The following is a 24,697-nucleotide window of genomic DNA, read 5'->3' on the forward strand; positions in this document are numbered from 1 at the left end:
ACGCCGGTCAGTCCGGCGAACCGAGGCCGCCGCCCTCCCCGCTCCACAGCGCTTCCGCCAGCCGCCTCAGCTCGCCGCGGCTGCCGAGGCCGAGCTTGGCATAGCCGCGCTTGCGATAGGTGGCGACGCTGGCGAGCCCCACCCCAAGCCGGTGCGCGGCCGCCGCCTCGGTCCAGCCGAGCGCCAATGCCGCCATCACCTGCGCCTCGCGGAGGCTCAACGGCAGATAGCCGCTCAGCCGCATCCGGTCCGCCAGGACGATGGGATCCGGCGCGCCGGGCAAGGCGGCTTCGCGCAGCATCCGCGCGTGCCGTCCGACGGCTGCGACGAGTACCGGCGCGATCGGTTCGAGGAGATCCATCCCGGCGGCCGGGAACGGGCCGGACTCCTGAAGCCGGTAGGCGTTCACGATCAGGCCGGACCCGCCGGTCCGACAAATCGAGATGCGCTCGCCCACCGCGCCGTCGCCGTAGCACTCCAGGCGGTACTCCAGATCGCGAATCGACTTCTCGGGACGGCGCGCGATCAGGACGTGGCGATGCGCCCGGCCCAGATTGTAGAGGGTGTCGAGGTCGCGGTTCCAATAACGCTGCGCGTAGCGGAGCGACGCGATCCGCGCGAAGGCCGAACGCTCGCTCATCGTGCTTTCGGCGACCAGAACCGCGGCGTTGCCCTCGGTTACGGAAAACGCCGAGCACATGTCGGCGGAGACTACGGCTGCCAGGCAGTCCATGAGTGCCGGTCCGAAATCGGCCTGGCCGATCCGGTCGATCACACGGGCCAGGCCGTTCAGGTCCGGCATGCGGGGTTCCTCCGGGCGATTCAGCTTGTCCCTCTCAAAAGGGTACAAGACTCTCCCATCCACCTCCTACCTTCTGCACACCAGACAAGCCAGTGGAGGAAGCAACATGGGAACCCAGACGACGCTCCCGAAAATCAAGGGCCTCTATCATTACTCCTTCCCCTGCCGGGACGGCGAAGAGACCCGAAAGTTCTATGAGGACGTGCTCGGCCTGCCGCTCGTCGCGTGCATGCAGTCCGATAAGGTGCCGAGCACCGGAGAATACCGGCCCTACTCCCACTTCTTCTTCGAGATGGGGGACGGCTCCTATTTCGCCTTCTTCGATCTCGGCGAGAACGAGATGCCGCTTCCCTCGCCCAACACGCCCGACTGGGTGATGCATTTCGCCGTCGAGGTGGACACCGTCGACGACGTGATGACCTACAAGAAGCGGCTGAACGACGCCGGGGTGAAGACGACGGACATCGTCGACCACGGCTTCATTCACTCCATTTACTTCTTCGACCCCAACGGCCTGCGGCTGGAGATCACCGCGCGCGTGGACAAGCCCGGCGAGCTGAAGCAGATGGCCGAAGAGGCCCACGCCGGACTGGAAGCCTGGAACAGGAAGAAGGCGTCGCTGCTGGCAAAGGCCTGAGCGACCGGCGAATCCGGCGCGACCTGGCCAGCACGGCCGGCCGCGCCGGTGTCGCGTCAACCCACGGCGCGGTCCATGAGGCCGATCGTCCGGCTCCACGCCAGATCGGCACTTTCCTGATCGTAGCTGCCCCGAGCGTCACAATTGAAGCCATGGCCGGCGTGATAGACGTGGAGCTCCACGTCCGGCCGCGCCGCCCGGACCGTCTCCACATCTGCCATCGGGATGGTGTGGTCGCTGTCGCCGTAGTGCAGCAGCACGGGGCATCGCGGTGTCTCATCGGCAACCTTCGCGATGTATCCGCCGTAGTATCCGATCGCCGCCGCCAGCCCGTCGAGCCGCGTCGCCGACAGGAAGGCGAGCGAGCCGCCAAGACAGAACCCCACGACCGCCACCTTCAATCCTTTCGCCGCCAGGTGCGCGCGGGCGGCATCGACGTCCATCAGCGCGGTGTCCCAGTCGAACGCGGCGAGCAGCGGACGGGCGGCGGCGACCTCTTCGGCCGAGTAGCCGCTCTGGAAGCCGCGCTCGATCCGGTCGAACAGGGCGGGCGCCACGGCCGTGTATCCCGCCGCGGCGAAGCGATCCGCAACCTCGCGGATGTGGGGATTCACCCCGAATATCTCCTGCAGGACGATGACCCCACCCTTTGCAGCATCCGCGGTCGCTTCGTAGGCGTCGAGCTCGTGGCCGTCTGCAGCGGTCAGCGTGAGATCACGTCCCATCAAGTTCGGTTCTCCATTGATCTTGGAAAGTCTGGTCAGGAAGGCCGGGCGCCCAGATCGCGGCTGATCAATGCCGCCGTTGCGCGCACGGCCTGGGCGATCGGTCCCGATTCGCCCAGGTTTGCCGTATGGCTCAGCCCCATGGCCGTCGCCGCGGCGCAGATCGTGTTGTCGCTGTCGAAGATCGGGCTCGCCGCGCCGAAGAAGCCGGCATGGGTCTGGTTCTGGGTGATCGCGATGCCGACCTCACGGATGTGGTCGAGATCGGCGCGGGCCGTCTTCAGAAGACCGGGCCGGGTGTTCTCCTCCACCGCCGCAATCGATGCCCATTCCCGCTCCGGCAGGTGCGCCATGAATGTCCGGCCAGTGCCGGTGGTCATCAGCGGCAGCACGTACCCCACCCGCACCGACAGCGGCAGCGGCAGTTCGCTGTCGAGCCGGAAGACAATGGTCGGCCCCCGGTTGCCCCAGACTGCCAGGCTGACCGAAGTATCGATCTGCTCCAGAAGCCCGGGCAGGTGCTCGCGCGCCACATCGATCACGTCCATCTGGTTGATGGCGGAAATGCCGAGCTGCAGCGCAGCGGGCCCGAGCCCGTAGCGCGACGTCACCCGATCCTGCGCGACGATCCCCAGCCGCAGGAAGCTCACCAGATAGAGGTGCGCCTTGCTCGGGCTCATCCCGGCGCGCTCCGCCAGGGTCTTGAGAGGCAGCTTGCCCCGCGCCGCGGCCAGCGCGTTGATCAGCTGGAATCCGATCTCCACGGACTGGATTCCGCGTCGGGAATCCTTCGGAGGGGAAGCGGGCTCATCCATCATAGCGTGGTCCTGAAGGTCCTTGACGCACCCACCATTCTTTATCATCCTACAACCAAGTTTGACAAAAGTGAATAAACGAGTGCCTGGGGAGGTACAGAATGGCCCAAGCCGCAATCGACAGCGTCGTCCGGAAGGACGCCGTTGTCGACCTCCGATCGTTCCTTGATCGACTGCGAACGAGCGGCGGCATGGTCGAAGTCGCCAAGCCGACGGACCTTGCCGATGTGGCGGCACAGCTCGACGGTTGCGCCGACGCGATCCTGTTTTCCAACGTCGGGAAGGAAGGCGCGCGCCTCGCCGGCAACATCGCCGGCAGTCGCGAACGGCTCGCGCTGGCGTTCGACACCGATCCGCACGACCTGCTCCAGACGGTGCTCGGCCGACTGGCAAACCCGAAGGGCACCCGCACGGTGCCTCAGGGCCAGGCGCCGGCGCAGGAAGTGGTGCTGCGCGGCGACGAGGCCGATTTCTCGCGGCTGCCGATCCACCTGCAGCACCGGCTGGACGGCGGGCCCTACATCTCGTCCTCGATGGACATCGCGTTCGATGCGCGATCGGGACTGACCAATGTCGGCATCCGCCGCCTGATGGTGCGCGGACGGCGCGAGGCCGGCGTGGATCTGGTCTCGCCCAGCGACCTCAAGGCGATCTACGAGCAGTACGTCGCCGACGGCAAGCACATGCCGATCGCCTTCATCGTCGGCTCCCATCCGGTGGACCACGTGGCGGCCACGATGCGGATTCCGACCGACGAGGTCGACCTGCTCGCCTCGCTGCGCGGCCAGGACATGCCGGTCGTGAAATGCGTCACCTGCGACCTGATGGTCCCGGCCGACGCGGAGTACGTGCTCGAGGGATATCTGGACTGCGCCGGCCACGTCGAGGCCGAGGGGCCGTATGGCGAGTTTCTCGGCTACTACGGCGGCGTGAAGATGAACCCGGTGTTCCATCTGACCGCCATCACCCATCGCCGCGATCCGATCTTCCAGACCTCCACCATCGCCGGGCCGAACATGGCGCTGACCGACAGCGCCCAGCTGATTGCGCTGCGCACCGAGGTCACCATGTGGCGGGCGCTGCAGACGGCGGTCCGTGAACCGCTGAACGTCCATGCCACCACCGCCTCGGGCGGAATGTTCAACGTGCGGATCTCGATGCGGCAGCGGGTGCCGGGCGAGGCACGCAACGCGATCGCCGCCTGCTTCGGTTCGCTGGGCAACGTGAAGAACGTGTTCGTCTACGATCCGGACATCGACATCTTTTCCGACATCCAGTGCGAGTGGGCGTTCGCGACGCGGCTGCAGGCCGATCGCGACATCGTCGTCCAGAACGGCATGCGCACCCTGCCCCTCGACCCCTCCCTGGAGGGCGCGGTCACCGGTGCCAAGGCCGGCTTCGACTGCACCATGCCGATCGCCATGGCGCGGTCCATCGAGTCCCGCGTGCCGACCCCGCCGACCTTCGAGGGCCCCCGGTTCGCATCCGTCGAGGCGGCGCTCGCCGACGGACCCAAGACATACGAGCAGCTAATGACCGCCATCGGCACCCGCGACGGGCGCGAGATCTTCGCCATCTTCGACGATCTGCGCGCGGCTGGACGACTGCACCGAGACGAGCTGGGCCAGTGGTTCATCGACGCCGCCGGGGAAGACGCCTGACATGAAGCGTGATGACATCGTCGGGGGAGAGCCGACGCCGCCCTTCGTCGGCCGTCCGATGCCCCGTTTCGAGGACCTGCGGCTCGTCGCCGGCAAGGGACGCTACACCGACGATTTCCACCTCGACCGCGAGGTGTCGGCAGCCTTCGTCCGTGCGCCCTATGCATCCGCCGAAATCGTTGGCCTGGACACCTCCGCCGCGCTGGAGATGCCTGGCGTGATCGCCGTCCTCGTCGGCCAGGACTACGTCGACGAAGGTGGCCGGCCGATCAACCATATCGCCGACCCCGCCGATGCGAAGGACCATACCAAGCGCGCCTTCAGCGGCTACGAGCGGAACCGCTCGATCGATATCCACCACCTGCCGATGCCGCTCCGCACCGTCCGCTATCTCGGCGAGCCGGTGGCGATGGTGGTGGCGGAAACCGCGCTCCAGGCCCAGGACGCGGCGGAAGCCGTCGCGGTCGACTATCGCGAGCTCGATTTCGTGATCAGCGCCGAGGACGCGCTGGCCGACGGCGCGCCCCAGCTCGACCCGGAGATTCCCGGCAACTGCGCCGTCGAGGCGACGTTCGGCGACCTTGCCGCCTCCGACGCCGCGATCGCGTCGGCTGCCTGCGTGATCGAGCACCGCTTCGTCAATCAGCGCATCGCCAACGCGCAGATGGAGCCGCGGTCGGCGATCGTCGACTACAATCCGGAGACCCGCCGATATCACATGATCGCCGGCAGCCAGGGAGCGGTACGCCAGCGCGACACGATGGCAGCTGCCCTAGGCATTGGCCGCGACGAGATCGACGTAACCTGCCCGGACACCGGCGGCGGCTTCGGCCCGAGAACCAACGTGTCCCCCGAGCAGCCGATGCTCGCCATCGCCGCGAAACGCCTCGGCCGGCCCGTACGCTGGACCTCGACACGGTCTGAGAGCTTTCTGACCGACTATCAGGGCCGCGACATCGTCTATCGCGCCCGCATGGGGCTCGACGCCGACGGCCGCATCCTCGGCTACAGCTGCGAGATCATCGCCAACGTCGGCGCCTACACGGTCGCCTTCGTGCCGATGGCCAACACCTTCCGCGTCATGACGACCGTCTACGACATCCCGGCCGCCGCTGCCCGCATTCGCGGCGCGATGACCAACACCGTGCCGACGGCCCCCTATCGCGGCGCCGGACGGCCGGAGGCCACGTTCGCCATGGAGCGGATGATGGATATCGCGGCCCGCAAGCTCGGGATCGACCGGCTGGAGATCCGCCGCCGCAACCTGATCCCCCGTGCGGCGCTTCCCTACACCACGGCCATGGGCCTCACCTACGACAGCGGGGATTTCGCGGCCAACATGGACCACGCGCTCGAGGCCGCCGACTGGAACGGCTTCCCGGCGCGCCGGGAGGCGGCGCGGGCGCGCGGCAGGCTGGCCGGCATCGCGCTTGCCAACTACGTCGAAAGCCCCGTCGGGATTCCCCACGAGCGCGTCGACGTCACCGTCGATCCGGCCGGGGTGGTCGAGGTGGTGACGGGGACCCAGTCGACGGGCCAGGGCCACGAGACGAGCTTCGCGCAGGTCATGGCCGATCGGCTGGGGGTGCGGCCCGAAGAGGTGAAGCTGATTTCGGGCGACACGACCCGCGTGGTTTCCGGCGGCGGATCCCATTCCGACCGGTCGATGCGGTTGGGCGGCGCCCTCCTGGTGCGCACGTCGGCCGAGATCGTCGAACGCGCGCGGACGGTGCTGGCCGGTCATCTCGGCGTGGCGGTGGAGCAGGTGCGCTTCGAGGACGGCCTGTTCCGCGCCGAAGGCACCAACCGGAGCTTCTCCGTCTTCGAGCTTGCCGGCCTCATGCAGAGCGGGGAGCTGCCCAGCGATCTTTCGGGCGCGCTCACCGCGTCGGTCAGCTTCACCGGCCGGATGCCCGCCTTCCCGACCGGGGCGGCGGTCTGCGAGCTGGAGGTCGACCCCGACACCGGCACCATCGAGATCACCCGCTATTCCTCCATCGACGATGCCGGGCAGCCGATCAATCCGCTGATCCTGCACGGACAGGTGCACGGCGGCATCGTCCAGGGCGTCGGACAGGCACTCAGCGAGACGATCGCCATCGATGCGGACAGCGGACAGATGCTGAGCGGCAGCTTCATGGACTACGGCATGATCCGCGCGTCGGACATGCCGTCGTTCACTGTCGACCTCGTGGAGGATCCCACCGACGGCAACCCCTTGCGCGTGAAGGGTGGCGGCGAGAGCGGCATCACGCCGTCGCTCGCCACCGTCATGAACGCGCTGATCGACGCCCTCGCCCCGCTCGGGGTCGAGGACTTGGAGATGCCCGCGACGCCGGCCCGGGTCTGGGCGGCGATCGAGGCTGCGAAGGGAACCGCACGATGACAGACACGGGCACCATTCGAACGCATCTCGCCGATGACGGATGTCTCGAGATCACGATCGATCGCGCCGACGAAGGCAACGTGCTGACCCACGCCATGACGGAGGCCCTGAGCGCGGCATTCCTCGCTCCTCCCGAAGGCACCCGCTTCGTGCTCCTGAACGCCGCCGGAGCGGACTTCTGCGCCGGCCGTGTCTCTCCCATGCCGAAGCCCGGCGTGGTGATGACCGCCGAGGCCCTGCGCCACCGGGTGGCCGAGCCCGTCCTCTCCTTCTATGCGGCCGTGCGCAGCACGCCCCTGCCGGTGATCATCGCGGTTCGCGGACGGGCCCACGGCGTGGGCTGCGCGCTCGCGGGGCTGGGCGACGTCGTCCTGGCCGACGACACGGCCGACTTCCGGATCCCGGAGATGAACCGCGACATCCCGCCGTTGCTGGTCGGAACGGCGCTCGCCGACCGGGTGAGCCGGGCCGGACTGGCGCGGCTGATCTTCAGCCGCGAACCGCTCGACGCGACCGCCGCGGTCCAGGTCGGGCTTGCCTCCGAAGCGTGCGCGTCCGGCGAACTCGACGGCCGCGTCGCCGCGTATCGCAGCGCGCTCTCGGCCAACGGCGCCACATCGCTCGCCACCGTGAAGCGGTTCCTCAATCTCGCAGCCGACAGCGGGTTCGAGGTGCTCCGCGAATACGCCGCCTCGGCAAACTCCGCGGCCGCCTCCGAGCGGTTCGTGACCCCCAGCGATGGAGCATCCCGGTGAGCGAGGACTCGGCAGCTTCGAAGTGGCGGCAGCTCGCCGGACCTGCCCGGTGGATGGCGACCTTCGCGCTGACCCTGCCGGTGGTGCTGGCGGCCCTGTGGGCGATGGAGGTTCACAACTGGCTGGGCATGCTTGTGTTCAACGAGCAGTTCCTGGCGATCATGCTCGCCTGCGGCCTGGTGGCAGTGTTCCTGAACGTGAAATCGAGGACCGGCGAACCGGGCGATCGCGTGCCCTGGTACGACTGGGTTCTGGCGCTCGTGGCCGTCGTCAGCTGCGGCTACGTTGTCGTGAACTTCAACTGGCTCGTCTACGAGCTCTCGAGCCTTGAACCGATCCGCATCGCGCTTGGCACCGCGCTGATCCTGGCGATCTTCGAAGCGACCCGGCGGATGATCGGCTGGACGCTCATCCTCGTCGCCGCCTTCTTCATCCTCTACGCGCGGTTCGGCGACATGATGCCGGGCATCTTCGCCATTCCGCCCTCGAGCTGGGAACGGATCGTCGTCTACTCCTACCTCGACACCACCGCGCTGTTCGGCCTGCCGCTGGACGTGGCGGCCAACACCATCGTCACCTTCATCTTCTTCGGGGCCATCCTGAAGATCACCAAGGGCGACACCTTCATCACCGACCTCGCGCTGTCCCTCCTCGGACGCTACCGGGGCGGATCGGCGAAGGTCTCCGTGGCCGCCTCCACCCTGTTCGGCGCCGTCTCGGGCAGCGCCGTGTCCAACGTGGCGGTGGTGGGCCCGATCTCGATCCCGATGATGGAGCGGTCGGGCTATCCCAAGCACCAGTCCGCCGCGATCGAGGCCGTCAGCTCGACGGGCGGGCAGATCATGCCGCCGGTGATGGGCATCACCGCCTTCCTGATGGCGGACTTCCTGGCCATTCCCTACGCGCAGGTCGTGCTGGCGGCGATCATTCCGGCCCTGCTCTACTACCTCGCGGTCTTCATCCAGGTGGACCTCGAGGCCGGCCGGCGCGGGCTGAAGGGCCTGTCGGCCGCCGACCTTCCCCGCATGCTGCCGACGTTGCGCCGGGGCTTCGGGTTCGTCATTCCGCTGGGCGTGCTGATCTACGCCGTCATGTTCGCGTTCTGGGCGCCCGGAAAGGCCGGGCTTGCCGCCGCGGGCGCCGCGCTGGTCGTGGGAGCGCTCGCTGAGCGGACGCGGCCCAGCCTCGCCGACCTCGCCGGCGCGTTCGTCTCCACCGGCCGGACCGTCGCGAGCATCCTGATCCTCACCGCCGTGGCCGGCCTGGTGATCGGCGCGCTCCAGCTCGCCGGCCTCGCCTACAGCATGTCGTCGATCCTCGTCGCGCTTGCCGGCGACAACGTGCTTCTCATCCTGCTGATGACCGGCTTCGTCTGCGTCGTGCTCGGCATGGCGCTGCCCACGGCCGTCATCTACACGATGCTCGCCGTGCTGGTGGCGCCGGCGCTGTCCGAACTCGGCGTCGACCGGATGGCCGTGCACCTGTTCATCTTCTACATGGGCATGCTGTCCATGATCACGCCTCCGGTCTGCTTCGCCACCTTCACGGCGGCAGCGATCGCCGGCGCGAACTTCTGGTCCACCGCCATCTCGGGCATGCGCTACGGCATCGCCGCCTACCTGCTGCCGTTCGTGTTCCCGTTCAGCCTCGGGCTTCTCATGCAGGGTGGACCGCTCGAGATCGTCTGGGACATCCTGTCGGCCGCCGTCGGGCTCTTTGCGATTTCCGCCGCGCTGGCCGGATATCTGTTCCGGCCGCTCAATCCGGTTTTCCGGGTGATCCTGTTCGTCGCCGGCTGTGCGGCGATGTTCTCGCCCTTCGGCTCGACACTTGCGGAAGTATCGAACTTCGCCGGCCTCGGGGTCTGCCTCGCCCTGGTGGTGTTCGAACGGATCGCTTCCGCGTCACTGCGGCAGCAGACGGCCGCATGACCCGCAACGGGGCGGCGGACTCCGCTCCGGCAACTGGCGCGCGCCTACAACGAACCGCGCCGAACGTTTCCATGGGAGGAAACCAACATGTTCAGTCGCCACGCCTTCATTTCGCTCTCGGTCGCCGCCGGGCTGATCGGCGGCCTCGTCTCCGCCGCGCAAGCTGAAACGGTCGCGCTTGCCACCGACAAGCAGGGAACCACCTTCAACACCGTGGGCTCCGGCGTCGCCAAGGTCGCCAGCGGCAACAGCGACCTCAACGTCATCGTGCGTCCCTATGCCGGGCCCGCCGCCTGGGCGCCGATCGTCAACTCCGGCGAGGTGCCGTTCGGCATGATGTCGGCCAACAGCGCCTATCAGGCGTTCTCCGGCGACAACGAGGCCGGCCAGGCCTACCGGAACCTGCGCATCCTCCGGGCCGGCGGCGCCAGCCTGATGCTCGGCTTCGCGGTGCGCGATGACGGCCCGATCAAGACCTTCGCGGACCTGAAGGGCAAGCGCATCTCGTCCGATTTCGGCGGACATCTGTCGATCGGCAACTCCCTTGCGGCCTCGCTGCGCGTTGCGGGCTACACGTGGGACGACGTGACCCCGGTTCCCGTGACCGGCGCCAATGACGGCCTCGACGCGCTCGTCGCGGATCGGCTCGACGCCACGTGGGCCTCGCTTGGGCAGCCGCGGGCGCGCGAGGCGGACACGCAGGTGGGCGTCCGATACCTCTCGGTGCCGGAGACGGCCGAGGCCCAGGCGATCTACCAGGAAATGGTCTTCCCCGGCGCCCGCATCGCGGTGGCCAAGGACGGTGTCGCTCCCGGCATCGACGGTGACACTCGCCTGCTCTCCTACGACAGCTATCTGGTGGCGTCGAAGGACGCGTCCGACGAAGTCGTCACCCAGATGCTCGAAGCGCTCTGGGACAACGAAGCGCAGCTCTTCGACATCCATCCGTCGATGCGCGGCTTCACCAACGAGAATGCCGTCACCGACGCGCCGGTGATGCCGTACCACCCCGCCGCCGTCGCCTTCTACAAGTCGAAGGGCGTGTGGACCGACACCGACGAGAAGCGCCAGGACGCGCTGCTCGAAGAAGCGAGCCAGTAGGCCGTCCCGACGGCAGCACGCCTGAACCAAAACATCGCCCGGGATCTCGGTCTCGGGCGATCGTCTTCGCGGACCCGCACAATGACTGACAGAAGGAACCCTCCGCCCATGGTGTCGCACCCGCAGTGGCAGCGTCGTCCGCTGATCGTCTCGTTCCCGGATGGCGCCAAGACGACCGAAGTTTACGGGTTTGCCGGCAACTCCGGCCGGGTGAACCTCGAGGGCCAGCTGCTGGCCGGCGCGGCGCCGAGCGACACCGTCTTCCTGTTCATGCACCCGACCTCCACGCTGCAGCTGCTGCCGATGCCGATGGCGCTCGCCGATGCGGGCCTGCACGTACTCTGCGCCGCGAGCCGCTACGCCAAGAACGACGTCGCGCTGATCATGGAGAAGGTCGCGATCGATCTCGGCCAATGGGTCCGCCACGCCCGTGAGGAGCTCGGCTACGCGAAGGTCGTGCTGGTGGGCTGGTCCGGCGGCGGCTCGCTGTCCCTCTTCTACCAGGCGCAGGCCGAGGCACCGACGATCACCCATACGCCGGCCGGCGATCCGGTCGACCTGACCGCCGCCGACCTCAGCCCGGCGGATGGCGTCATCTTCATTGCCGCGCATCTCAGCCGTGCGGAAACGCTGACGGAGTGGCTCGATCCCTCCATCACCGACGAGCTCGATCCCGACGCGCGCGACCTCGAATTCGACATCTACAGCCCCGACTGCCCCAACAAGCCGCCGTTCAGCGACGCGTTCATCGAGCGCTTCCGCGAGGCCCAGAGGGCCCGCAACCGCCACATCACCGCGCGATGCCAGGAGATGCTCGCCGAGCTCGCCCGCCGCGACGGTCCGGAGGTCGAACGCGGCTTCGTCACCCACCGCACCATGTGCGACGTGCGCTGGCTCGACCCGTCGATCGATCCGAACGGCCGCAAGGAAGGCTGGTGCTACATGGGCGTCCCTCAGACCGTGAACGTCGGTCCGGTGGGGCTGGCGCGGTTTTCGACGCTGCGCTCCTGGCTGAGCCAGTGGAGCTACGACCTTTCCAACGCGAAGGGCCCGATGAACGCCGCGAAGATCACGCGCACACCGGTGCTCCAGATCGTCAACGGAGCGGACGACGCGGTCCCGGCGAGCCACAACCCGGCCATCCGCGCGGCGCTGGCGACCCCGGACAAGACCTACCACGAGATCCCGGGCGCGACGCACTACTACCTCGGCCAGCCCGAGCTCCTCGCCGAATGCATCGCCACCGCGTCAGACTGGGCCCGGGCGCGCCGACTGCTGGAGTAGGCAGCGGGCCGAGACGCCGTTCGTTCCTGTCCGGTCCGCGGCTCTTGTCGGTCTCAGCCATCGGAGCCAACCGGCGAGTTCGCGCGGTCCCACCAACGCCGGGCGCCCATTGGCCGCAATCCTCTCAGTCCATGCCCGTCTTGCCGGGCGCCCAATAGGCCTTGGTTGCGATGCGATCCGCCGAGACGCCTGCGCGCTTGAGCGCGTGCCGCAATCGCTGGACGGTGCCTGCCTTGCCGGTCAGCACGAACGATCCGCCACCGGCCGCCCGCACACGTGCGGCCTCCTCCATCTGCGCCCCATGTGCGTCTCCCTGCCGCTTTGCGAACCAGGTGACGTCTCGAAGCCCGAGCGCCGCACTGACCTGTTCTGCACTCGCCGGATCGGAGACCTCCAGCCAGCTTGTGACAGGGCGGTCACCGCCGTGACGCGCCAGGGCGCTGGCCAGAGCAATGGACGTCTCGTCACCGAAGATCGACAGCGGACCGGGCAGATGTCGAACGTCGAGGGAACGGCGTGGACCGAAGACGTCACACGGAACGCCCACCCGGATAGCGCGCAACCATTCAGTGCCCGGCCCTGCGCCGTGCATGTAGCCAAGCAGCCGGGTGCGCCCTGCCGCCGCATCCCAATCGAGCGGCGTGTAGGTGCGGGTGGCAAGGCCGGTGCCCATGCCGATCTGGACCTTCTGCCCCGGCTCCCATGTCACGGCCGCGAGCGCAGGCCCCGTCAGGGTGACCAGCCGGAAGTTGTCGGCCACGTCGTCAACCGCCGCCACCGCAGCGCGCTTCATGAACAGGCTTCGGAGCACCGTGCCGAGCCGGCCGGACGTCGGGGCCCGGCCTCCTTCGACGACCGCCGGGCCCGTCACAGAACCCTCACAGCGAATTCGTTGCCACGGCCTTCGTCGATCGGCAAAGTCTGCGCGACATAGCCGTTGGAGGGGTCGCGGACGTAGTCGCGATAGTCCGCTGCAAAGCCGTTCTCGCCGAGCACGACCGCACCGTCCCGCAGAGCGGGTTCGATCAGCTTGAGCACCGGCAGGTAGAGCGACCATGCGCCGTCGATCAGCGCGAGATCGATCTCGCCGCCGACATCTGCGAGCGTGGTCAGTGCGTCGCCTTCGCGAATATCGACGAGATCTGCCAGGCCTGCCGCGTCGATATGGGCGCGGGCACGCGCGACTTTCGTCGGCTCCAGCTCCGCACCGATGAGGTGCCCGCCCCCATTGTCGCGCAACGCCGCGGCAAGATAGATGGTCGAGACGCCCATCGACGTGCCGAACTCCACGATCCGTGTCGCCTTCGCGGCGCGCGCGATCGCATACAGAAACCGACCGTAGCGGGGCGTGACCGACAGGAAGTTGGTCGCGCGGTCCCGATAGGCGGTCTGATAGTCGGCGCGCTCCTGCGCAATCATCGCTTCGACGAATTGCTCGGGCGTCTCTTCCGAAGCGGCGAGACGGTCCATGATCTCCTGCATCATGGCGCCGTCCGCCGCCTCGGCGTCCCGATGGAGCTGATCCAGGAGGTCGGCGACCCGGCGGCTGCTCAGCGTGTTCACAACTTCGTCCTTCCCAACATGGCGACAGATCGGCCTCGACCGGCGCGTTCAGGACGACTAAAGACCGTCCTCACTGTCGTCATTCCGAAGGACAGCCAGAATGTTATCAGATCCCGCCAATCAGGTCGGTTTCCCATGCCGCTGCTGAATGACCAGTCCGATCCCTCGGCCTGGGTCGAGCCGGACGACGTGCCACGGCTGGTGGTCACCTACGGCGTGGAGTCGTCGACCTTCGGAGATTTCGAACTCAAGCCCCACCGGCACGGCAAAGGTCAGATCCTCCTCGTGCAACGGGGCGCACTGGCCTGCGAAGTGGCAGGCGGCCTGTGGATCGTGCCGCCGCGCAGCGCCATCTGGATCCCCGGAGGAGCTCTGCACGCGATCAAGATCACCGGCGCGCTGGAAGGCTACGGCGCCTTTGTCGCCAGCGATGCCGACCCACGACTTCCGACCGGCTGCTGCGCCCTCTCGGCGACACCCTTGCTGCGCGAACTGCTGATCCGTGCGGCCCACCTGCCGCTGCTCTACGAAGAGGGCGGCGCCAACTCGCGGCTGCTGTCGGTGCTGCTCGACGAACTGGCGATTGCCCAGGTCGAGGATCTGCATCTGCCGATGCCGACCGATCCGCGGTTGCGCCAGATCCTCGATCGGATGCTCGCCGCACCGGGCGATCGGGCAACGCTGGCGACATGGGCGGCGCGCGCCGGCCTCAGCGAGCGCACGCTGCTGCGCCTGATCAGGCGCGAGACCGGCATGAGCTTCGGCCGCTGGCGCCAGCAACTGGCAGTCGTGTTGGCGGTCCAATGGATGGCGGGCGGCGCGACAATCCAGCAGGTCGCCGCCGACCTCGGCTATGAAAGCGGACCGAGCTTCGTCACGATGTTCAAGAAAGCCCTCGGCACGCCACCCGGTCGCTACATGGCCGAGCGTTACAGCCAGAAAACTGTCATCGGCGCGTGACCGGGCGAAGGCGGCAAACGCTGTCGCCCGTCGCCATTCGAGCGCCTGGCCGGGCGGCGCGGCGCTCTGATGCGGTGTGCGTACCGACCGGCATCACACGGCCACGCCCTGCACGGCCGCAGCGGGGATCGAGGACCGACGTCGACGTCTCGTCCATGAAACGCGCGCCGGAGCGCTTGAGTAATCGCCGTTCCCTAGCGCTGAAAATTCGCTTTTCTTTTTTCGATAAATGCGGACAGACCTTCGGCCGCCTCGTCGCCAAAACGGGCACGATTGATCGCACGTGCTTCGATGGCAAGCTGGACCGGCAGATCACTTGAACCGGCGATGCGAATAATCTCCTTGATCGTCCTCATTGCGTTCGGCGGTCCTGCCGCTATCTCGCTCGCCAGTTCAAGGGAGGCATCCAGTGCTCGTCCTGCCGGATGACAACTGTTGATCAAACCTGCCGCATGGAGGCGGAGGGCCGCCACCGGCCTCCCCAGCATGCAGATCTCGTTGACGAGCTGGCGCGGAAGAGCGCGCGTGAGGAAATGCGTCGCGCCGCCATCCGGGCTGAGGCCAACCCGCACATAGGCGGCGGTGAAGCGGGCGTCTTCGCTAGCGACAATCATGTCGCAAGCCAGGCAAAGGGAAAATCCGGCTCCTGCCGCTCCGCCCTCGACCGCCGCGATGACGGGCTTGGAGCTCTCGGCAATGGAAAGGATGAGGGCGTTGAGCCTGTCGGTGTTGCCGGTCGCTGCGGCCAGGGTGGAGGCCCCGCTGGCCTTCAGTGCATTCACGTTGCCGCCGGACGAAAAAAAGCCATTCGCCCCGGTCAGGACGATCGCGCCGATCTCGGGGTCCTGTTCGGCATTGACGATGTGGGTCTGCAGGACGGGATAGACGTCGGGACCGATGGCATTCCGGGTCTCGACGCCGTCAAGGCTCAGCAGCAGGATGTTTCCCCGCTGCTCGCTCACTACCTTGGTCGATGAGTTGCTCACGCCGCTGCCTTTCGTTGACGATAAAGTACGCGGGTCAGAAAATCCTGCGTGCCCGCCAGTCCGCGATGAGAGCGGGCTTCTCGTTGCCCTCGATCTCCACCCGGACCGCGAAGACGGTCTCGATGACGGCCGGTTTCACCTCGGTCAGGCCGGAAAGTGTGAACCGTCCCCTCAGACGGCTGTCGACCGGCACCGGAGAGATGAACCGCACCTTGTCGAGCCCGTAGTTCACGTTCGTCCGGATACCCTCCATCCGCGGAAGCTTCTGCATCATCTCGGCGATCATGGAGAGGGTGAGAAACCCGTGCGCAATCGTCTTGCCGAAAGGCCCGTGCCGGGCACGCTCGGGATCGGTGTGGATATACTGATGGTCGCCGGTGCAGGCGGCGAACTGGTCAATCCGCTCCTGCGTAACGGTGATCCAGTGCGAGAGACCGATCTCCTGCCCGACGAGAGCCTCGTAGTCGGCGCGCGGGATGTATTTCGGCGGGAGGTCAGGCATCGACGAAGAGGTCCAGCGCCAGCTCCCCGCCCGCGGCATCGGGCCGGTAGACGTCGAACTCCGTCACTCCGCAGGACCTGAGATAGGCCTCGTCCACAAGGCTTTGACCCGTCAACTCGGTGGGCGGCGTGGAGAGGATCCGGCAGGCGGCGTCCGCGACGATCTGCGGGGTGCGCGAGCGGGCAAGGTAGTCAGCACCGACCTCGAATTCCACGGCAGCGGTTGCAATCGTGGTGCGCGGCCAGAGGGTGTTGACGGCGATCCGGCGATCCCTGAACTCCTCGGCCATGCCGAGCGACAGCAGCGTCATGCCGTACTTTGTCACGGTATAGGGGGCATAGCGGCCAAGCCAGTCGGGAGACAGGTTCAGCGGCGGGGCAAGGCTCAGGACATGGGCGTTGTCGGATTTTTCGAGCAGGGGAAGCGCCGCCTTGGTGCAGGCGAGAACCGCCCGGGTATTGATCATGTGGATCAGATCGAAGCGCTTCATCTCAAGGTCGGCCGCGCCTTCCAACCGGATAGCCCCGGCATTGTTGACGAGCGCGTCCAACCGGCCGAATTCGCTTTCCACCGCGCGCATCATGGCGTCGATGGAGTGATCGTCACGCACGTCCAGCCGGAGGGGAAGCGCCCTGCCCCCGCGCTGACGAACCTCTTCCGCCACACTGTGGATCGTGCCGGGTAGCTTGGCGTGAGGGGTGTCCGACTTCGCGGCGATGACCACGGCCGCGCCTTGTTCCGCCGCCGTCAGCGCGATTTGACGCCCGATCCCCCGGCTTGCGCCCGTGATCAGCACGACCCTGTCATTCAGCGGTTTCGTCATCGGCGCCTCCTCACAGTCATTTCCCCGCACCTTATGTCGGACCGATATATTGCATCAAGACGCTGATTGTTTGAATTATAGGAACAGACGATACGATAATTTGAGTTTCAGGGAGTTGAAGAATGACGGATACCCGAGGAAGGGGGCCGCTCGCCGGTCTTCGCGTGCTGGACATAGCCACGATCATAGCGGGCCCGATGGCCGCGACGATGATGGCCGATTTCGGTGCGGAGGTGGTGAAGCTGGAGCTTCCGGGTGTCGGCGACGGATTGCGCGGGTTCCCTCCTCTCAAGGAAGGCAAGTCGCTGTGGTGGAAGGTCACGAACCGCGGCAAATATTTCGGAACGCTCGACCTGCGCCGTGAGGAAGGCAAGGAGCTGTTCCTGCGGCTCGTCGCGCAGAACGACGTGCTGGTCGAGAATTTTCGTCCGGGCACGCTGGATCGTTGGGGGCTGGACGTCGACACGCTCTGGAAGGCAAACCCGAAGCTCGTGATCCTGCGTCTCAGCGGTTTCGGACAGGACGGGCCCTACCGCGAGATGTCGGGACTGGCACGCATCTTCGAGGCCATGGGCGGCCTGACCGCAATCTCCGGCGACGCCGACAGGCCGCCGATGCACACCGGTTATCCAATCGGCGATCCGATCGGAGGGCTCTTCGGAGCCTTCGCGGTCATGGCCGCGCTCTGGCGCGTGGCGCAGGGCGACCAGCAAGGCGAGGAGATCGACCTCTCCCTGACCGAGGCGTTGCTTCGCATCATCGAGGTGCTGGCCATCGAGTACGACCAGCTCGGCGCGGTCCGTGAACGCGCCGGCAACCGGAATGCGTATTCGGCACCGTCAGACGTCTACCTCACCTCCGACAAGCGCTACGTGACGGTCGCCGGCAGCACCGCGCGCACCTTCGCAAACAACGCGCGCGCGATCGGACGTCCGGACCTGATCGAGGACCCGCGATTCTGCGACAACAGCTCGCGCGTGGCCAACGTGGAGGAACTGGATCGCGTCTTTGGCGGCTGGATTGCCTCCCACACCCAGGAAGAGGCTGTCGCCGCGTTCCGCGCCACCGGGGGCACGCTCGCGCCAATCTACTCCATCGACCAGATCTTCGCCGATCCGCAGTTCATTGCGCGCGGCGCGATAGCACAGGTTGATGATGAAGATTTCGGAAAGGTCCGAATGCAGGGCCTTGTGCCTCGATTCCGCAGGAACCCGGGCCGGATTCGCTGGGCCGCCAAGCGCATCGCAGCGGACAACGATTATGTCTATAAAGACCTTCTGGGTCTCGATGACGCGGAGATCGAGCAGTTGGTGGCAAAAGGGATCATATGAGAGCGGCGACAGGGCGGGAAGCGCTGGCGAGCGAACAGGAAATGGATCTGGTCCCCGAACTCGATACTTCCATTTCTTCGACGCTGATGCGCGGGATCGAGATCCTCCAGTGTTTCTCCGCGGCCGAGCAGGAGCTGTCCAATGCGGAGATAGCGCGCCGTATGGGGTTGAAGCGGCCGACCGTTTCACGCCTATGCAAGACGCTTCTCCATCTCGGCTACCTGCGCAAGACACAGACGGGGGCGTTCCGCCTCGCGCCGCGGCTGCTCTCACTGAACTATCCCGTTCTGGCGACAATGCCATGGCGCCACAATGTCGGTGCCCCGATGCGCGAGATGGCCGAGATGTGTTCGGGCAACGCCTCGATCGGTGTGATGTCGGGAGACTCTTTCGTCCACGTCCAGACGGCGGGTCTTCCACCCAGCTGGCCGCACGTTCCCGACATCGGCCAATCCGGGCCGCTGCATCATTCCGCGCTCGGCTGGTCCATCCTCTCGATGCTGCCGCCCGAGGACTACGACGCCAAGATTGCAGAGATCCGCGCGATCCACGGGCAGGATCTGGATGACTCCCTTCTGGTGATGGAGACCGCCGTGGCCCGTTGCCAGACCGACGGCTTCTGCGTGTCGTACGGGGATTGGCGACCGGAGCTGGTCGCGGCCGGTGCGCCGATCGGCCGGACCGAAGACGGCCTGTTTGTTGCCATCGCTTGCGCCGTACCGCGCTATCGCGCGGTAGCCGAGTATTTCGAAACAGACTTCGGCCCGCGGCTGGCCGAGGCCGCTGCGTCCATGCGCCTGTCTGGTGTCTTTCGGCTGCCCCCCCGCCACGCCTGAAATCCAACGACGGTCAGAAACTGCTCGCGGCGGTTCCGCCCGCAGGCTCCCTGCTGCCTGAACCGATCGTTTGAATATATCGAACGATCGGAGAATAAAGACGAATAAATAGAAAAATATTTGAAGGCGCAGCATTCACGTGCAAGGCTAGGGGTAAAGCCGGCGTGTTGAAGCGCTGGAAACAAGGGAGGGTACGATGCGAAAGTTCATTTACGTGGCTGCGATGTGCTTGGCTTCGACCGGGGTCAACGCCGCCGATTTCGAACTGCCGAAACAGCTCGCCTGGACCGCTTATGGAACCGGGTCCGCAGGGTACAACGAGGCCGTTGCCATCGGCGCGGCCCTCCAGGATGAGGCCGGGATCAACTTAAGGATTCTGCCTGCGGGCAACGACGTCGCGCGGATGGAACCGCTGCGGCAGGGCAAGGTCCCGTTCTCGCTGAACGGCATCGGGGTCTATCTTGCGCAGGAAGGCGTGCTGGACTTCGGGGGAGAGACCTGGGGGCCGCAAAAGATCCGTCTACTCGGCACCAACTCCGGTGGCGGTGTGGCCATGTCGGTAGGTGTCGCGCGCGAGGCCTGCGCCGAGGTGGGCAAGCCGGACTGCGAGGGCTTCACCTATGCCGATATCAAGGGGCTCCGCGTCGCTTCCATCAAGGGCGCGCCCGCGCTTAACACAAACACCGCCGCGTGGCTGGCCTACGGCGGGCTAACCTGGGACGACGTCGAGACGGTCGAATTCGGAGGTTTCGGCGCCGCATGGAAGGGCATCGTCGACGGCACCGTCGACGTCGCGTTCTCGTCCACCAACTCCGGCGTGACCTATGAAGCGGCCTCAAGCCCGCGCGGCCTTTTCTGGCCCCCATTCGATCCGTCCGACGAAGCAGCCTTCAAGCGGCTGACCGACGTTGCCCCCTACTACATCAAGTCACGCGGGACGGTCGGCGCGAACATTGACGGCAGCGATGGCCGGGACATGGCCGCCTTCCCCTATCCGATCCTCATCGCGCTCGACACAACCGACGAGGACCTCGCCTACAATATGACCAAGGCGATGTTCGATCTTCTGCCCGCCTATTCCGGCAAGACGCCCGGCATCGAAGGCTGGGCGATAGAGTTCCAGCAACTTGAGTGGGTGATCCCCTACCACGCCGGCGCAATCCGCTACTACAAGGAGGCCGGTGTCTGGACCGAGGAGGCACAGAAGCACAACGACATGCTCATCGCCCGTCAGGATGCGCTTGCTGCCGCATGGGACGAGCTGAAGGCCGCTGCGCCTGACGACTGGGACGCAACATGGCCGGAAAAGCGGCGCGAGGCTCTGAAGGCCAGCGGTTTCCAGGTCGCCTTCTGAGTTGGTCGGGCGGATGAAGAGCCCGCCCGAACGTCCCCCGGCAAGCGAGGCATGAGCGCTAAGATGAGCGACGGCGTGGTCAACGACCGTGTGACAAGGGCTCTGGAAGACGAGATCGCAAGCGAGACACTGACGTTTTCGGGTGTGGCCCGGTGGTACATCGGGATCGCCTCTACGGTGGCGATCCTGCTTGCAATCAAGCAGCTCTTCAACCTGCGGGTCGGCGGTGCCGCGATGCTCGAAGGGACGTATCTCTACCTTCTCGCAGGCATCTTTCTTTCGATCACTTTCCTCGCCTTCCGGATCACGGGCCGGCGCTCGGCCGATGTCCCCTGGTACGATTGGCTCCTTGTCGTCCCGACGCTGCTCATCGGCGGATACTTTGCCTACACCTCGGACCAGAGCCTCCGGAACGGATGGGAATATGCGGCACCGGAGACCGCGAAATGGATGTCCATCGCGCTCTATCTTCTGATTCTCGAGGGAACGCGCCGGGCGGGCGGGTTGATCCTGTTCGCCGTGGTTCTGATCTTCTCGCTTTACCCGACCTTCGCCAGCAGTATCCCCGATCCGTTGAGCGGCTTCACCCAGCCCTTCACCGACGTGGTGCCGTTCTTCATGATCTCGGCGGAGGCGTCCTTCGGCATCCCGATGCAAGCATTCGGGACGCTCGTCATCGGATTCATCCTCTTCGGCGCGGTCCTTCAGTTCACCGGCGGCGGGCGCTTCTTCAACGATCTTGCGATGGCGCTGGTCGGGCAGTATCGCGGCGGCGCGGGCAAGGTGTCGATCTTCGCATCGGGTTTCATGGGATCCATGTCGGGATCGGTGATCTCCAACGTGCTCACGACCGGCGCCGTTTCCATCCCGGCGATGAAATCCAGCGGCTTCACCGCGAGGATCGCCGCCGCGATCGAAGCCTGCGCCTCCACGGGTGGCGTGCTCATGCCGCCGATCATGGGGGCCACCGCCTTCGTGATGTCGTCGTGGCTAGGACGCCCCTACGTCGAGATCATGCTGGCCGCGGCAATTCCGTCCGCGCTCTTTTATTTCGGCCTGTTCGTCCAGATTGACGCCTATTCCGCCCGGCGCGGCCTCTCCGGCCTGTCGCGAGCGCAACTGCCCAAGATTCGCGACACCCTGCGGCAAGGCTGGCCTTACATCCTCGTCTTCGCGCTGCTCATTTTTCTCATGACCGCCTACAGATGGGAGACGACCGCTCCCTTCTACGCCGTCGCCCTGCTGCTGGCCTTCAACCAATTCAGCCGGCGCGACAGGTTTACGCGACGCGGCTTCGTCGACATGATCGTCTCGGTGGGCCGGACTCTGTCCGAGATCGTGTCGATCCTGCTGGGCATCGGCATGATCGTCGGCGCGTTCCAGGCGACCGGTCTGACCGGACCGCTGGCGAACGAACTGGTGCATGCCGCGGGCAACTCGACGGCGATGCTGCTTCTCATGGGCGCCCTGACCTCCTTCATTTTCGGAATGGGGATGACGGTAACCGCCTGCTATATTTTCCTCGCGGTGGTGCTGGCGCCCGCACTGGTGCAGGCGGGACTCAACGAACTCGCCGTCCACCTGTTCATTCTCTATTGGGGGATGGTCAGCTTCATCACGCCGCCGGTCGCTCTCGGTGCGTTTTCGGCTGCAACCTTGGCCGGCGCGAATCCGATGGCTTCGGCTTGGCAGGCGACGCGGCTTGGCGTGGTGATTTACGTCATTCCGTTCTTCTTCGTCCTCAATCCGGCGCTGATTGGACAGGCGCCGATGCCCGAGGTTGTCACCAGTGTCCTCGGTGCGTTCCTCGGCGTCTGGCTCCTCGCGGCCGGGATGCAGGGCTATCTCGCTTTCGTCGGCAGCCTCGGGCGTGGCACCCTCTCCATCGCGATGCGGATTTTGCTCTCGCTGTCGGGCCTGCTGGTCGCTGCGCCCTTTGGTGGTCTGATGAGCCTCGGGCCGGCAGAAATGTCACTCGCCGGTGCGGTCCTCGCCCTCGTTCCGGCCACCTTCGCATGGCGACGCAGGCGTCTGATCGAGCCTGGCGAGAGAACAGCCGACTGACAGCTGTACGGGGCACCGTCCCTGCGGGGACATCCGCGGACCATTCGGCGGAGGCGTAACCGGTTCTGCTTCGTTCAAGAGTGAGATGCCGAGGCGCTACTCAAGTGATTGAATCTGCCTGCTGATCGTTGATTGAGGCAGGTCCAAAGCTTTGGCGGCTCGGCGGAAGCCCCCATGCTCGGCGACCAGCATCGCGCAGCGGAGATAATGACTATCAATCTCCAGTTCTTACACAGAAAAACCTCGCATTCTCATCGTAAAATTGAGTTCTATATTCTTATTCCTCGTACAGGGTGCCCTGACATACTTCTGAAAAATCGCTCTTCCGGTCTTTCAGGCAGCTCTTGATGGTGAATGGGTTTAACCCGCCGCATACTTCTCTCATTTCCGACTGGCACATACTGGCGGTGACCCAAAATGCCTGACAAACCGGAGACAGCTGCGAGGCGTTCTCCTCGACGCATGCCGATATGGCATCAGGTGTGAGTCGCCATGGCCGTAGGCAGACCGACCGTATTTCCGCTCCGCACGTTTCTTTGACCGCAGCCGAAGGCGCGGCGGCCATGGCCACCTGCAGTGAGATGAACAGGCTGAAGGCTGAAACGAACGCGGGCACCAATCGCCTTCTGACAACGCCAGAGGTTTCACGGCTCCAGGTAAAACGACGACCTGCTTGTGGCGCCGCTCTGTCATTCTGGAGCAATCTGAGGCTTCGTTGGAAGCGCCCTTCAGGTTTGCTCATGGGGTCAATATCCTTCTTATCCTGCGTGCGCCGGTCGAGGATCCAAACAGCCCGAGGGGATGGATTGCCGCTTATGGAAAATTGTCGAAGCTGAAGAGTCAGTTCGGCTTGGGGCAACCGGCTCGAACGCGGAAGTGCTTGAGGACACGCATTTCCGAAACACTCTGGTCGCGCGGCGACGGGAATGCGTCAGTGCGTCCCGAGCGGTTTGGGCTTCTTTTCGGTCCATTCTGGTGGCAGCCCGTAATTGGCAGCGATGGCGCCCAGCACCCCAGGCGCCCGGCCAAAGGCTTCACAGGCGGTGTATTTTGGCTTTCCACCGAGCCAGGATTGCACTCCGTGTTTCGATGGAAGTGAGATGTCCAGCAACCGTGGCTCCTTGCCGGTGACAAGCATTTTGGAGAAGTCACTCGCAAACTTCGATGCGAGCCCATACGCATCGCCCACTTCTGAAAAGCGAGGGTTGTCCTGAATCGCGTTTGCTCCGCGAGCCCAGACGATCGCCGCGCGCTGGACGCCGACGCTATCAACCGCCTCCGCTTCAACGGCCAGCCCACCCAGGCCGATGGGCAGGCGTGGCACGCTGACGAAGGGAACATCGCTGGGTATGATAAAATCGCCGCCCACGGTGACAACGGTGGCAATTCCCGCCGCCATCTTGTTCGTAGGCACAACGTTGGTAATGACAGACCGGACAGTGATGTCCGCCGGCTGGCCGGCTGGAACCATCTGATATTTATCGCTCAGCGCGATGCAGAGTGCCCGATCCAGTGCATTGGATACCAGTGAACGGTCGGCTTGCGACTTGACGCGAGATGCGGCGCCAAATGCGTAGGTGGTCGGCACGATGCTGACCGTCTTCGCCGCAGCTAGACCTTGTCCGTCGACGTAGATCCGCTTCTTTGACAGCTTTCCCTTTGCAGCACCGAGATTGCTGTAGGAAGTCAGTGTTCCGGCGTCCTTCATGGGCACCGCAGCACATCCGGATATCGCAACAATCACCGGTAAGGCCAGACAGAGCCCTCTCGATAGGGATCGTCGCGGAGAAGCAGCATATCCCCCGAACGAGATGATGGATGGATCGTTGCTCACGCTTTATAGCCTCCGTCACCACTGTTGGAGGGACGGTGCGGGCTCCGGATTGCCGCAGCATTACGGACTGTCCGAGGGAGGCTGTTTCTGCCGTCGGCACGGTCGTATGGAGGCTCACGTGGCCGTCATAGTCGCGCGCATTACGCGCTAGGCTAAGGAAGACATCTTCCAGGGAGCCTCGGTCCTGGGTCAGTTCTTCGAGGACAATCGCTTCCCGAGCGGCAATCCTGCCCACGGTCTTTGTGTCGGCGCCAGTGATGAGAAGGCCGGATGCGGACACGTCCTCGCAAGCAATGCCCGCGCGGCCCAATGCCGTCGCAAGCTGGGTTCGCGAAGGGGTTCGAACC

At 65.6% G+C, this 24,697-nt stretch carries 23 protein-coding genes; 12 read left to right on the forward strand and 11 right to left on the reverse strand.

Annotated elements, in window-relative coordinates; all coding sequences use genetic code 11:
* Window positions 1-7: 7 nt before the first annotated feature.
* Window positions 8-802 carry a response regulator transcription factor gene (locus tag AB7M35_RS05905; RefSeq protein ID WP_453958018.1) on the reverse strand — a complete coding sequence of 265 codons (795 nt, stop codon included), beginning with the start codon at window positions 800-802 and terminating at the stop codon, window positions 8-10.
* A 106-nt stretch (window positions 803-908) separates the two neighbouring features.
* Between AB7M35_RS05905 and AB7M35_RS05910 the strand changes: the two genes are divergently transcribed.
* Window positions 909-1,439: a VOC family protein gene (locus tag AB7M35_RS05910; protein WP_453958019.1), complete on the forward strand. Its 531-nt coding sequence runs from the start codon at window positions 909-911 to the stop codon at window positions 1,437-1,439.
* Window positions 1,440-1,495: 56 nt separating this feature from the next.
* Here the strand turns inward: AB7M35_RS05910 and AB7M35_RS05915 are convergent, their stop codons facing one another.
* Together AB7M35_RS05915 and AB7M35_RS05920 are read right to left on the reverse strand one after the other, a co-directional pair.
* Window positions 1,496-2,164 carry a dienelactone hydrolase family protein gene (locus tag AB7M35_RS05915; protein WP_453958020.1) on the reverse strand — a complete coding sequence of 223 codons (669 nt, stop codon included), beginning with the start codon at window positions 2,162-2,164 and terminating at the stop codon, window positions 1,496-1,498.
* Window positions 2,165-2,199: 35 nt separating this feature from the next.
* Window positions 2,200-2,928 carry an IclR family transcriptional regulator gene (locus AB7M35_RS05920; RefSeq protein WP_453958021.1) on the reverse strand — a complete coding sequence of 243 codons (729 nt, stop codon included), beginning with the start codon at window positions 2,926-2,928 and terminating at the stop codon, window positions 2,200-2,202.
* A gap of 152 nt (window positions 2,929-3,080) precedes the next feature.
* Here AB7M35_RS05920 and AB7M35_RS05925 point away from each other — a divergent pair, with 152 nt between their 5' ends.
* The 6 genes from AB7M35_RS05925 (at window position 3,081) to AB7M35_RS05950 (ending at window position 12,097) form a co-directional block, all read left to right on the forward strand.
* Window positions 3,081-4,640 (forward strand): UbiD family decarboxylase, encoded by a 1,560-nt coding sequence (locus AB7M35_RS05925; RefSeq protein WP_453958022.1) that lies wholly within the window; start codon window positions 3,081-3,083, stop codon window positions 4,638-4,640.
* A gap of 1 nt (window position 4,641) precedes the next feature.
* Window positions 4,642-7,026, forward strand: coding sequence for a xanthine dehydrogenase family protein molybdopterin-binding subunit (locus AB7M35_RS05930; protein ID WP_453958023.1), 2,385 nt, complete (start codon window positions 4,642-4,644; stop codon window positions 7,024-7,026).
* Window positions 7,023-7,781, forward strand: coding sequence for an enoyl-CoA hydratase/isomerase family protein (locus AB7M35_RS05935; protein WP_453958024.1), 759 nt, complete (start codon window positions 7,023-7,025; stop codon window positions 7,779-7,781). Before AB7M35_RS05930 ends, AB7M35_RS05935 begins: the two co-directional genes overlap by 4 nt.
* On the forward strand, window positions 7,778-9,712 hold the full coding sequence (locus tag AB7M35_RS05940; RefSeq protein ID WP_453958025.1) for a TRAP transporter permease: 1,935 nt from the start codon (window positions 7,778-7,780) through the stop codon (window positions 9,710-9,712). The genes AB7M35_RS05935 and AB7M35_RS05940 overlap by 4 nt, the downstream gene beginning before the upstream one ends.
* Window positions 9,713-9,799: 87 nt before the next feature.
* Window positions 9,800-10,813, forward strand: coding sequence for a TAXI family TRAP transporter solute-binding subunit (locus AB7M35_RS05945; RefSeq protein ID WP_453958026.1), 1,014 nt, complete (start codon window positions 9,800-9,802; stop codon window positions 10,811-10,813).
* A 108-nt stretch (window positions 10,814-10,921) separates the two neighbouring features.
* Window positions 10,922-12,097: an alpha/beta hydrolase gene (locus tag AB7M35_RS05950; RefSeq protein ID WP_453958027.1), complete on the forward strand. Its 1,176-nt coding sequence runs from the start codon at window positions 10,922-10,924 to the stop codon at window positions 12,095-12,097.
* Window positions 12,098-12,221: 124 nt separating this feature from the next.
* Here AB7M35_RS05950 and AB7M35_RS05955 read toward each other — a convergent pair whose 3' ends face one another.
* Complete coding sequence (locus AB7M35_RS05955; RefSeq protein ID WP_453958028.1) at window positions 12,222-12,890, reverse strand: siderophore-interacting protein; 669 nt, start codon at window positions 12,888-12,890, stop codon at window positions 12,222-12,224.
* Window positions 12,891-12,964: 74 nt separating this feature from the next.
* Complete coding sequence (locus AB7M35_RS05960; protein ID WP_453958029.1) at window positions 12,965-13,660, reverse strand: O-methyltransferase; 696 nt, start codon at window positions 13,658-13,660, stop codon at window positions 12,965-12,967.
* Between the two features lie 135 nt (window positions 13,661-13,795).
* Here AB7M35_RS05960 and AB7M35_RS05965 point away from each other — a divergent pair, with 135 nt between their 5' ends.
* Window positions 13,796-14,620 (forward strand): AraC family transcriptional regulator, encoded by an 825-nt coding sequence (locus AB7M35_RS05965; protein WP_453958030.1) that lies wholly within the window; start codon window positions 13,796-13,798, stop codon window positions 14,618-14,620.
* A gap of 194 nt (window positions 14,621-14,814) precedes the next feature.
* Here the strand turns inward: AB7M35_RS05965 and AB7M35_RS05970 are convergent, their stop codons facing one another.
* The 3 genes from AB7M35_RS05970 to AB7M35_RS05980 are packed head-to-tail and all read right to left on the reverse strand — an operon-like array spanning window position 14,815 to window position 16,931.
* A complete protein-coding gene (locus tag AB7M35_RS05970) occupies window positions 14,815-15,606 on the reverse strand; it encodes an oxepin-CoA hydrolase, alternative type (protein ID WP_453958032.1) in 792 nt (263 codons plus the stop codon).
* 34 nt (window positions 15,607-15,640) lie between these two features.
* Complete coding sequence (locus tag AB7M35_RS05975) at window positions 15,641-16,108, reverse strand: MaoC family dehydratase (protein WP_453958034.1); 468 nt, start codon at window positions 16,106-16,108, stop codon at window positions 15,641-15,643.
* A complete protein-coding gene (locus AB7M35_RS05980; protein WP_453958036.1) occupies window positions 16,101-16,931 on the reverse strand; it encodes an SDR family oxidoreductase in 831 nt (276 codons plus the stop codon). Before AB7M35_RS05980 ends, AB7M35_RS05975 begins: the two co-directional genes overlap by 8 nt.
* 122 nt (window positions 16,932-17,053) lie before the next feature.
* On the opposite strand from AB7M35_RS05980, the gene AB7M35_RS05985 reads away from it, so the two are divergent.
* From AB7M35_RS05985 to AB7M35_RS06000, 4 genes are all read left to right on the forward strand, one after another.
* The gene (locus tag AB7M35_RS05985; protein WP_453958037.1) at window positions 17,054-18,262 is read left to right on the forward strand and encodes a CaiB/BaiF CoA transferase family protein; all 1,209 of its coding nucleotides are present in this window, start codon (window positions 17,054-17,056) and stop codon (window positions 18,260-18,262) included.
* A 41-nt stretch (window positions 18,263-18,303) separates the two neighbouring features.
* The gene (locus tag AB7M35_RS05990; protein ID WP_453958038.1) at window positions 18,304-19,098 is read left to right on the forward strand and encodes an IclR family transcriptional regulator; all 795 of its coding nucleotides are present in this window, start codon (window positions 18,304-18,306) and stop codon (window positions 19,096-19,098) included.
* Between the two features lie 196 nt (window positions 19,099-19,294).
* Window positions 19,295-20,452 (forward strand): TAXI family TRAP transporter solute-binding subunit, encoded by a 1,158-nt coding sequence (locus AB7M35_RS05995; RefSeq protein ID WP_453958040.1) that lies wholly within the window; start codon window positions 19,295-19,297, stop codon window positions 20,450-20,452.
* Window positions 20,453-20,515: 63 nt separating this feature from the next.
* Window positions 20,516-22,516, forward strand: a complete 2,001-nt coding sequence (locus tag AB7M35_RS06000; protein WP_453958041.1) for a TRAP transporter permease — start codon at window positions 20,516-20,518, stop codon at window positions 22,514-22,516.
* A 96-nt stretch (window positions 22,517-22,612) separates the two neighbouring features.
* Here AB7M35_RS06000 and AB7M35_RS06005 read toward each other — a convergent pair whose 3' ends face one another.
* The 3 genes from AB7M35_RS06005 to AB7M35_RS06015 form a co-directional block, all read right to left on the reverse strand.
* Window positions 22,613-22,708: a helix-turn-helix domain-containing protein gene (locus AB7M35_RS06005; protein ID WP_453958043.1), complete on the reverse strand. Its 96-nt coding sequence runs from the start codon at window positions 22,706-22,708 to the stop codon at window positions 22,613-22,615.
* An 85-nt stretch (window positions 22,709-22,793) separates the two neighbouring features.
* The gene (locus AB7M35_RS06010) at window positions 22,794-23,258 is read right to left on the reverse strand and encodes a hypothetical protein (RefSeq protein ID WP_453958044.1); all 465 of its coding nucleotides are present in this window, start codon (window positions 23,256-23,258) and stop codon (window positions 22,794-22,796) included.
* 189 nt (window positions 23,259-23,447) lie between these two features.
* The gene (locus tag AB7M35_RS06015; protein ID WP_453960628.1) at window positions 23,448-24,224 is read right to left on the reverse strand and encodes a DUF3313 domain-containing protein; all 777 of its coding nucleotides are present in this window, start codon (window positions 24,222-24,224) and stop codon (window positions 23,448-23,450) included.
* Between the last annotated feature and the right edge of the window lie 473 nt (window positions 24,225-24,697).

The sequence above is a fragment of the Amorphus suaedae genome (assembly GCF_053629675.1).

What these genes read in the sequence shown, in the direction of transcription:
- AB7M35_RS05950 (WP_453958027.1), top strand. Translation starts at nt 10,922, where the DNA reads ATGGTGTCGCACCCGCAGTGGCAGCGTCGTCCGCTGATCGTCTCGTTC.
- AB7M35_RS05910 (WP_453958019.1), top strand. Translation starts at nt 909, where the DNA reads ATGGGAACCCAGACGACGCTCCCGAAAATCAAGGGCCTCTATCATTAC.
- AB7M35_RS05935 (WP_453958024.1), top strand. Translation starts at nt 7,023, where the DNA reads ATGACAGACACGGGCACCATTCGAACGCATCTCGCCGATGACGGATGT.
- AB7M35_RS05915 (WP_453958020.1), bottom strand. Translation starts at nt 2,164, where the DNA reads ATGGGACGTGATCTCACGCTGACCGCTGCAGACGGCCACGAGCTCGAC.
- AB7M35_RS05925 (WP_453958022.1), top strand. Translation starts at nt 3,081, where the DNA reads ATGGCCCAAGCCGCAATCGACAGCGTCGTCCGGAAGGACGCCGTTGTC.
- AB7M35_RS06010 (WP_453958044.1), bottom strand. Translation starts at nt 23,258, where the DNA reads ATGAGCAAACCTGAAGGGCGCTTCCAACGAAGCCTCAGATTGCTCCAG.
- AB7M35_RS06000 (WP_453958041.1), top strand. Translation starts at nt 20,516, where the DNA reads ATGAGCGACGGCGTGGTCAACGACCGTGTGACAAGGGCTCTGGAAGAC.
- AB7M35_RS05990 (WP_453958038.1), top strand. Translation starts at nt 18,304, where the DNA reads ATGGATCTGGTCCCCGAACTCGATACTTCCATTTCTTCGACGCTGATG.
- AB7M35_RS05975 (WP_453958034.1), bottom strand. Translation starts at nt 16,108, where the DNA reads ATGCCTGACCTCCCGCCGAAATACATCCCGCGCGCCGACTACGAGGCT.
- AB7M35_RS05905 (WP_453958018.1), bottom strand. Translation starts at nt 802, where the DNA reads ATGCCGGACCTGAACGGCCTGGCCCGTGTGATCGACCGGATCGGCCAG.
- AB7M35_RS06015 (WP_453960628.1), bottom strand. Translation starts at nt 24,224, where the DNA reads ATGAAGGACGCCGGAACACTGACTTCCTACAGCAATCTCGGTGCTGCA.
- AB7M35_RS06005 (WP_453958043.1), bottom strand. Translation starts at nt 22,708, where the DNA reads ATGCTGGTCGCCGAGCATGGGGGCTTCCGCCGAGCCGCCAAAGCTTTG.
- AB7M35_RS05985 (WP_453958037.1), top strand. Translation starts at nt 17,054, where the DNA reads ATGACGGATACCCGAGGAAGGGGGCCGCTCGCCGGTCTTCGCGTGCTG.
- AB7M35_RS05955 (WP_453958028.1), bottom strand. Translation starts at nt 12,890, where the DNA reads ATGAAGCGCGCTGCGGTGGCGGCGGTTGACGACGTGGCCGACAACTTC.
- AB7M35_RS05995 (WP_453958040.1), top strand. Translation starts at nt 19,295, where the DNA reads ATGCGAAAGTTCATTTACGTGGCTGCGATGTGCTTGGCTTCGACCGGG.
- AB7M35_RS05965 (WP_453958030.1), top strand. Translation starts at nt 13,796, where the DNA reads ATGCCGCTGCTGAATGACCAGTCCGATCCCTCGGCCTGGGTCGAGCCG.
- AB7M35_RS05945 (WP_453958026.1), top strand. Translation starts at nt 9,800, where the DNA reads ATGTTCAGTCGCCACGCCTTCATTTCGCTCTCGGTCGCCGCCGGGCTG.
- AB7M35_RS05930 (WP_453958023.1), top strand. Translation starts at nt 4,642, where the DNA reads ATGAAGCGTGATGACATCGTCGGGGGAGAGCCGACGCCGCCCTTCGTC.
- AB7M35_RS05980 (WP_453958036.1), bottom strand. Translation starts at nt 16,931, where the DNA reads ATGACGAAACCGCTGAATGACAGGGTCGTGCTGATCACGGGCGCAAGC.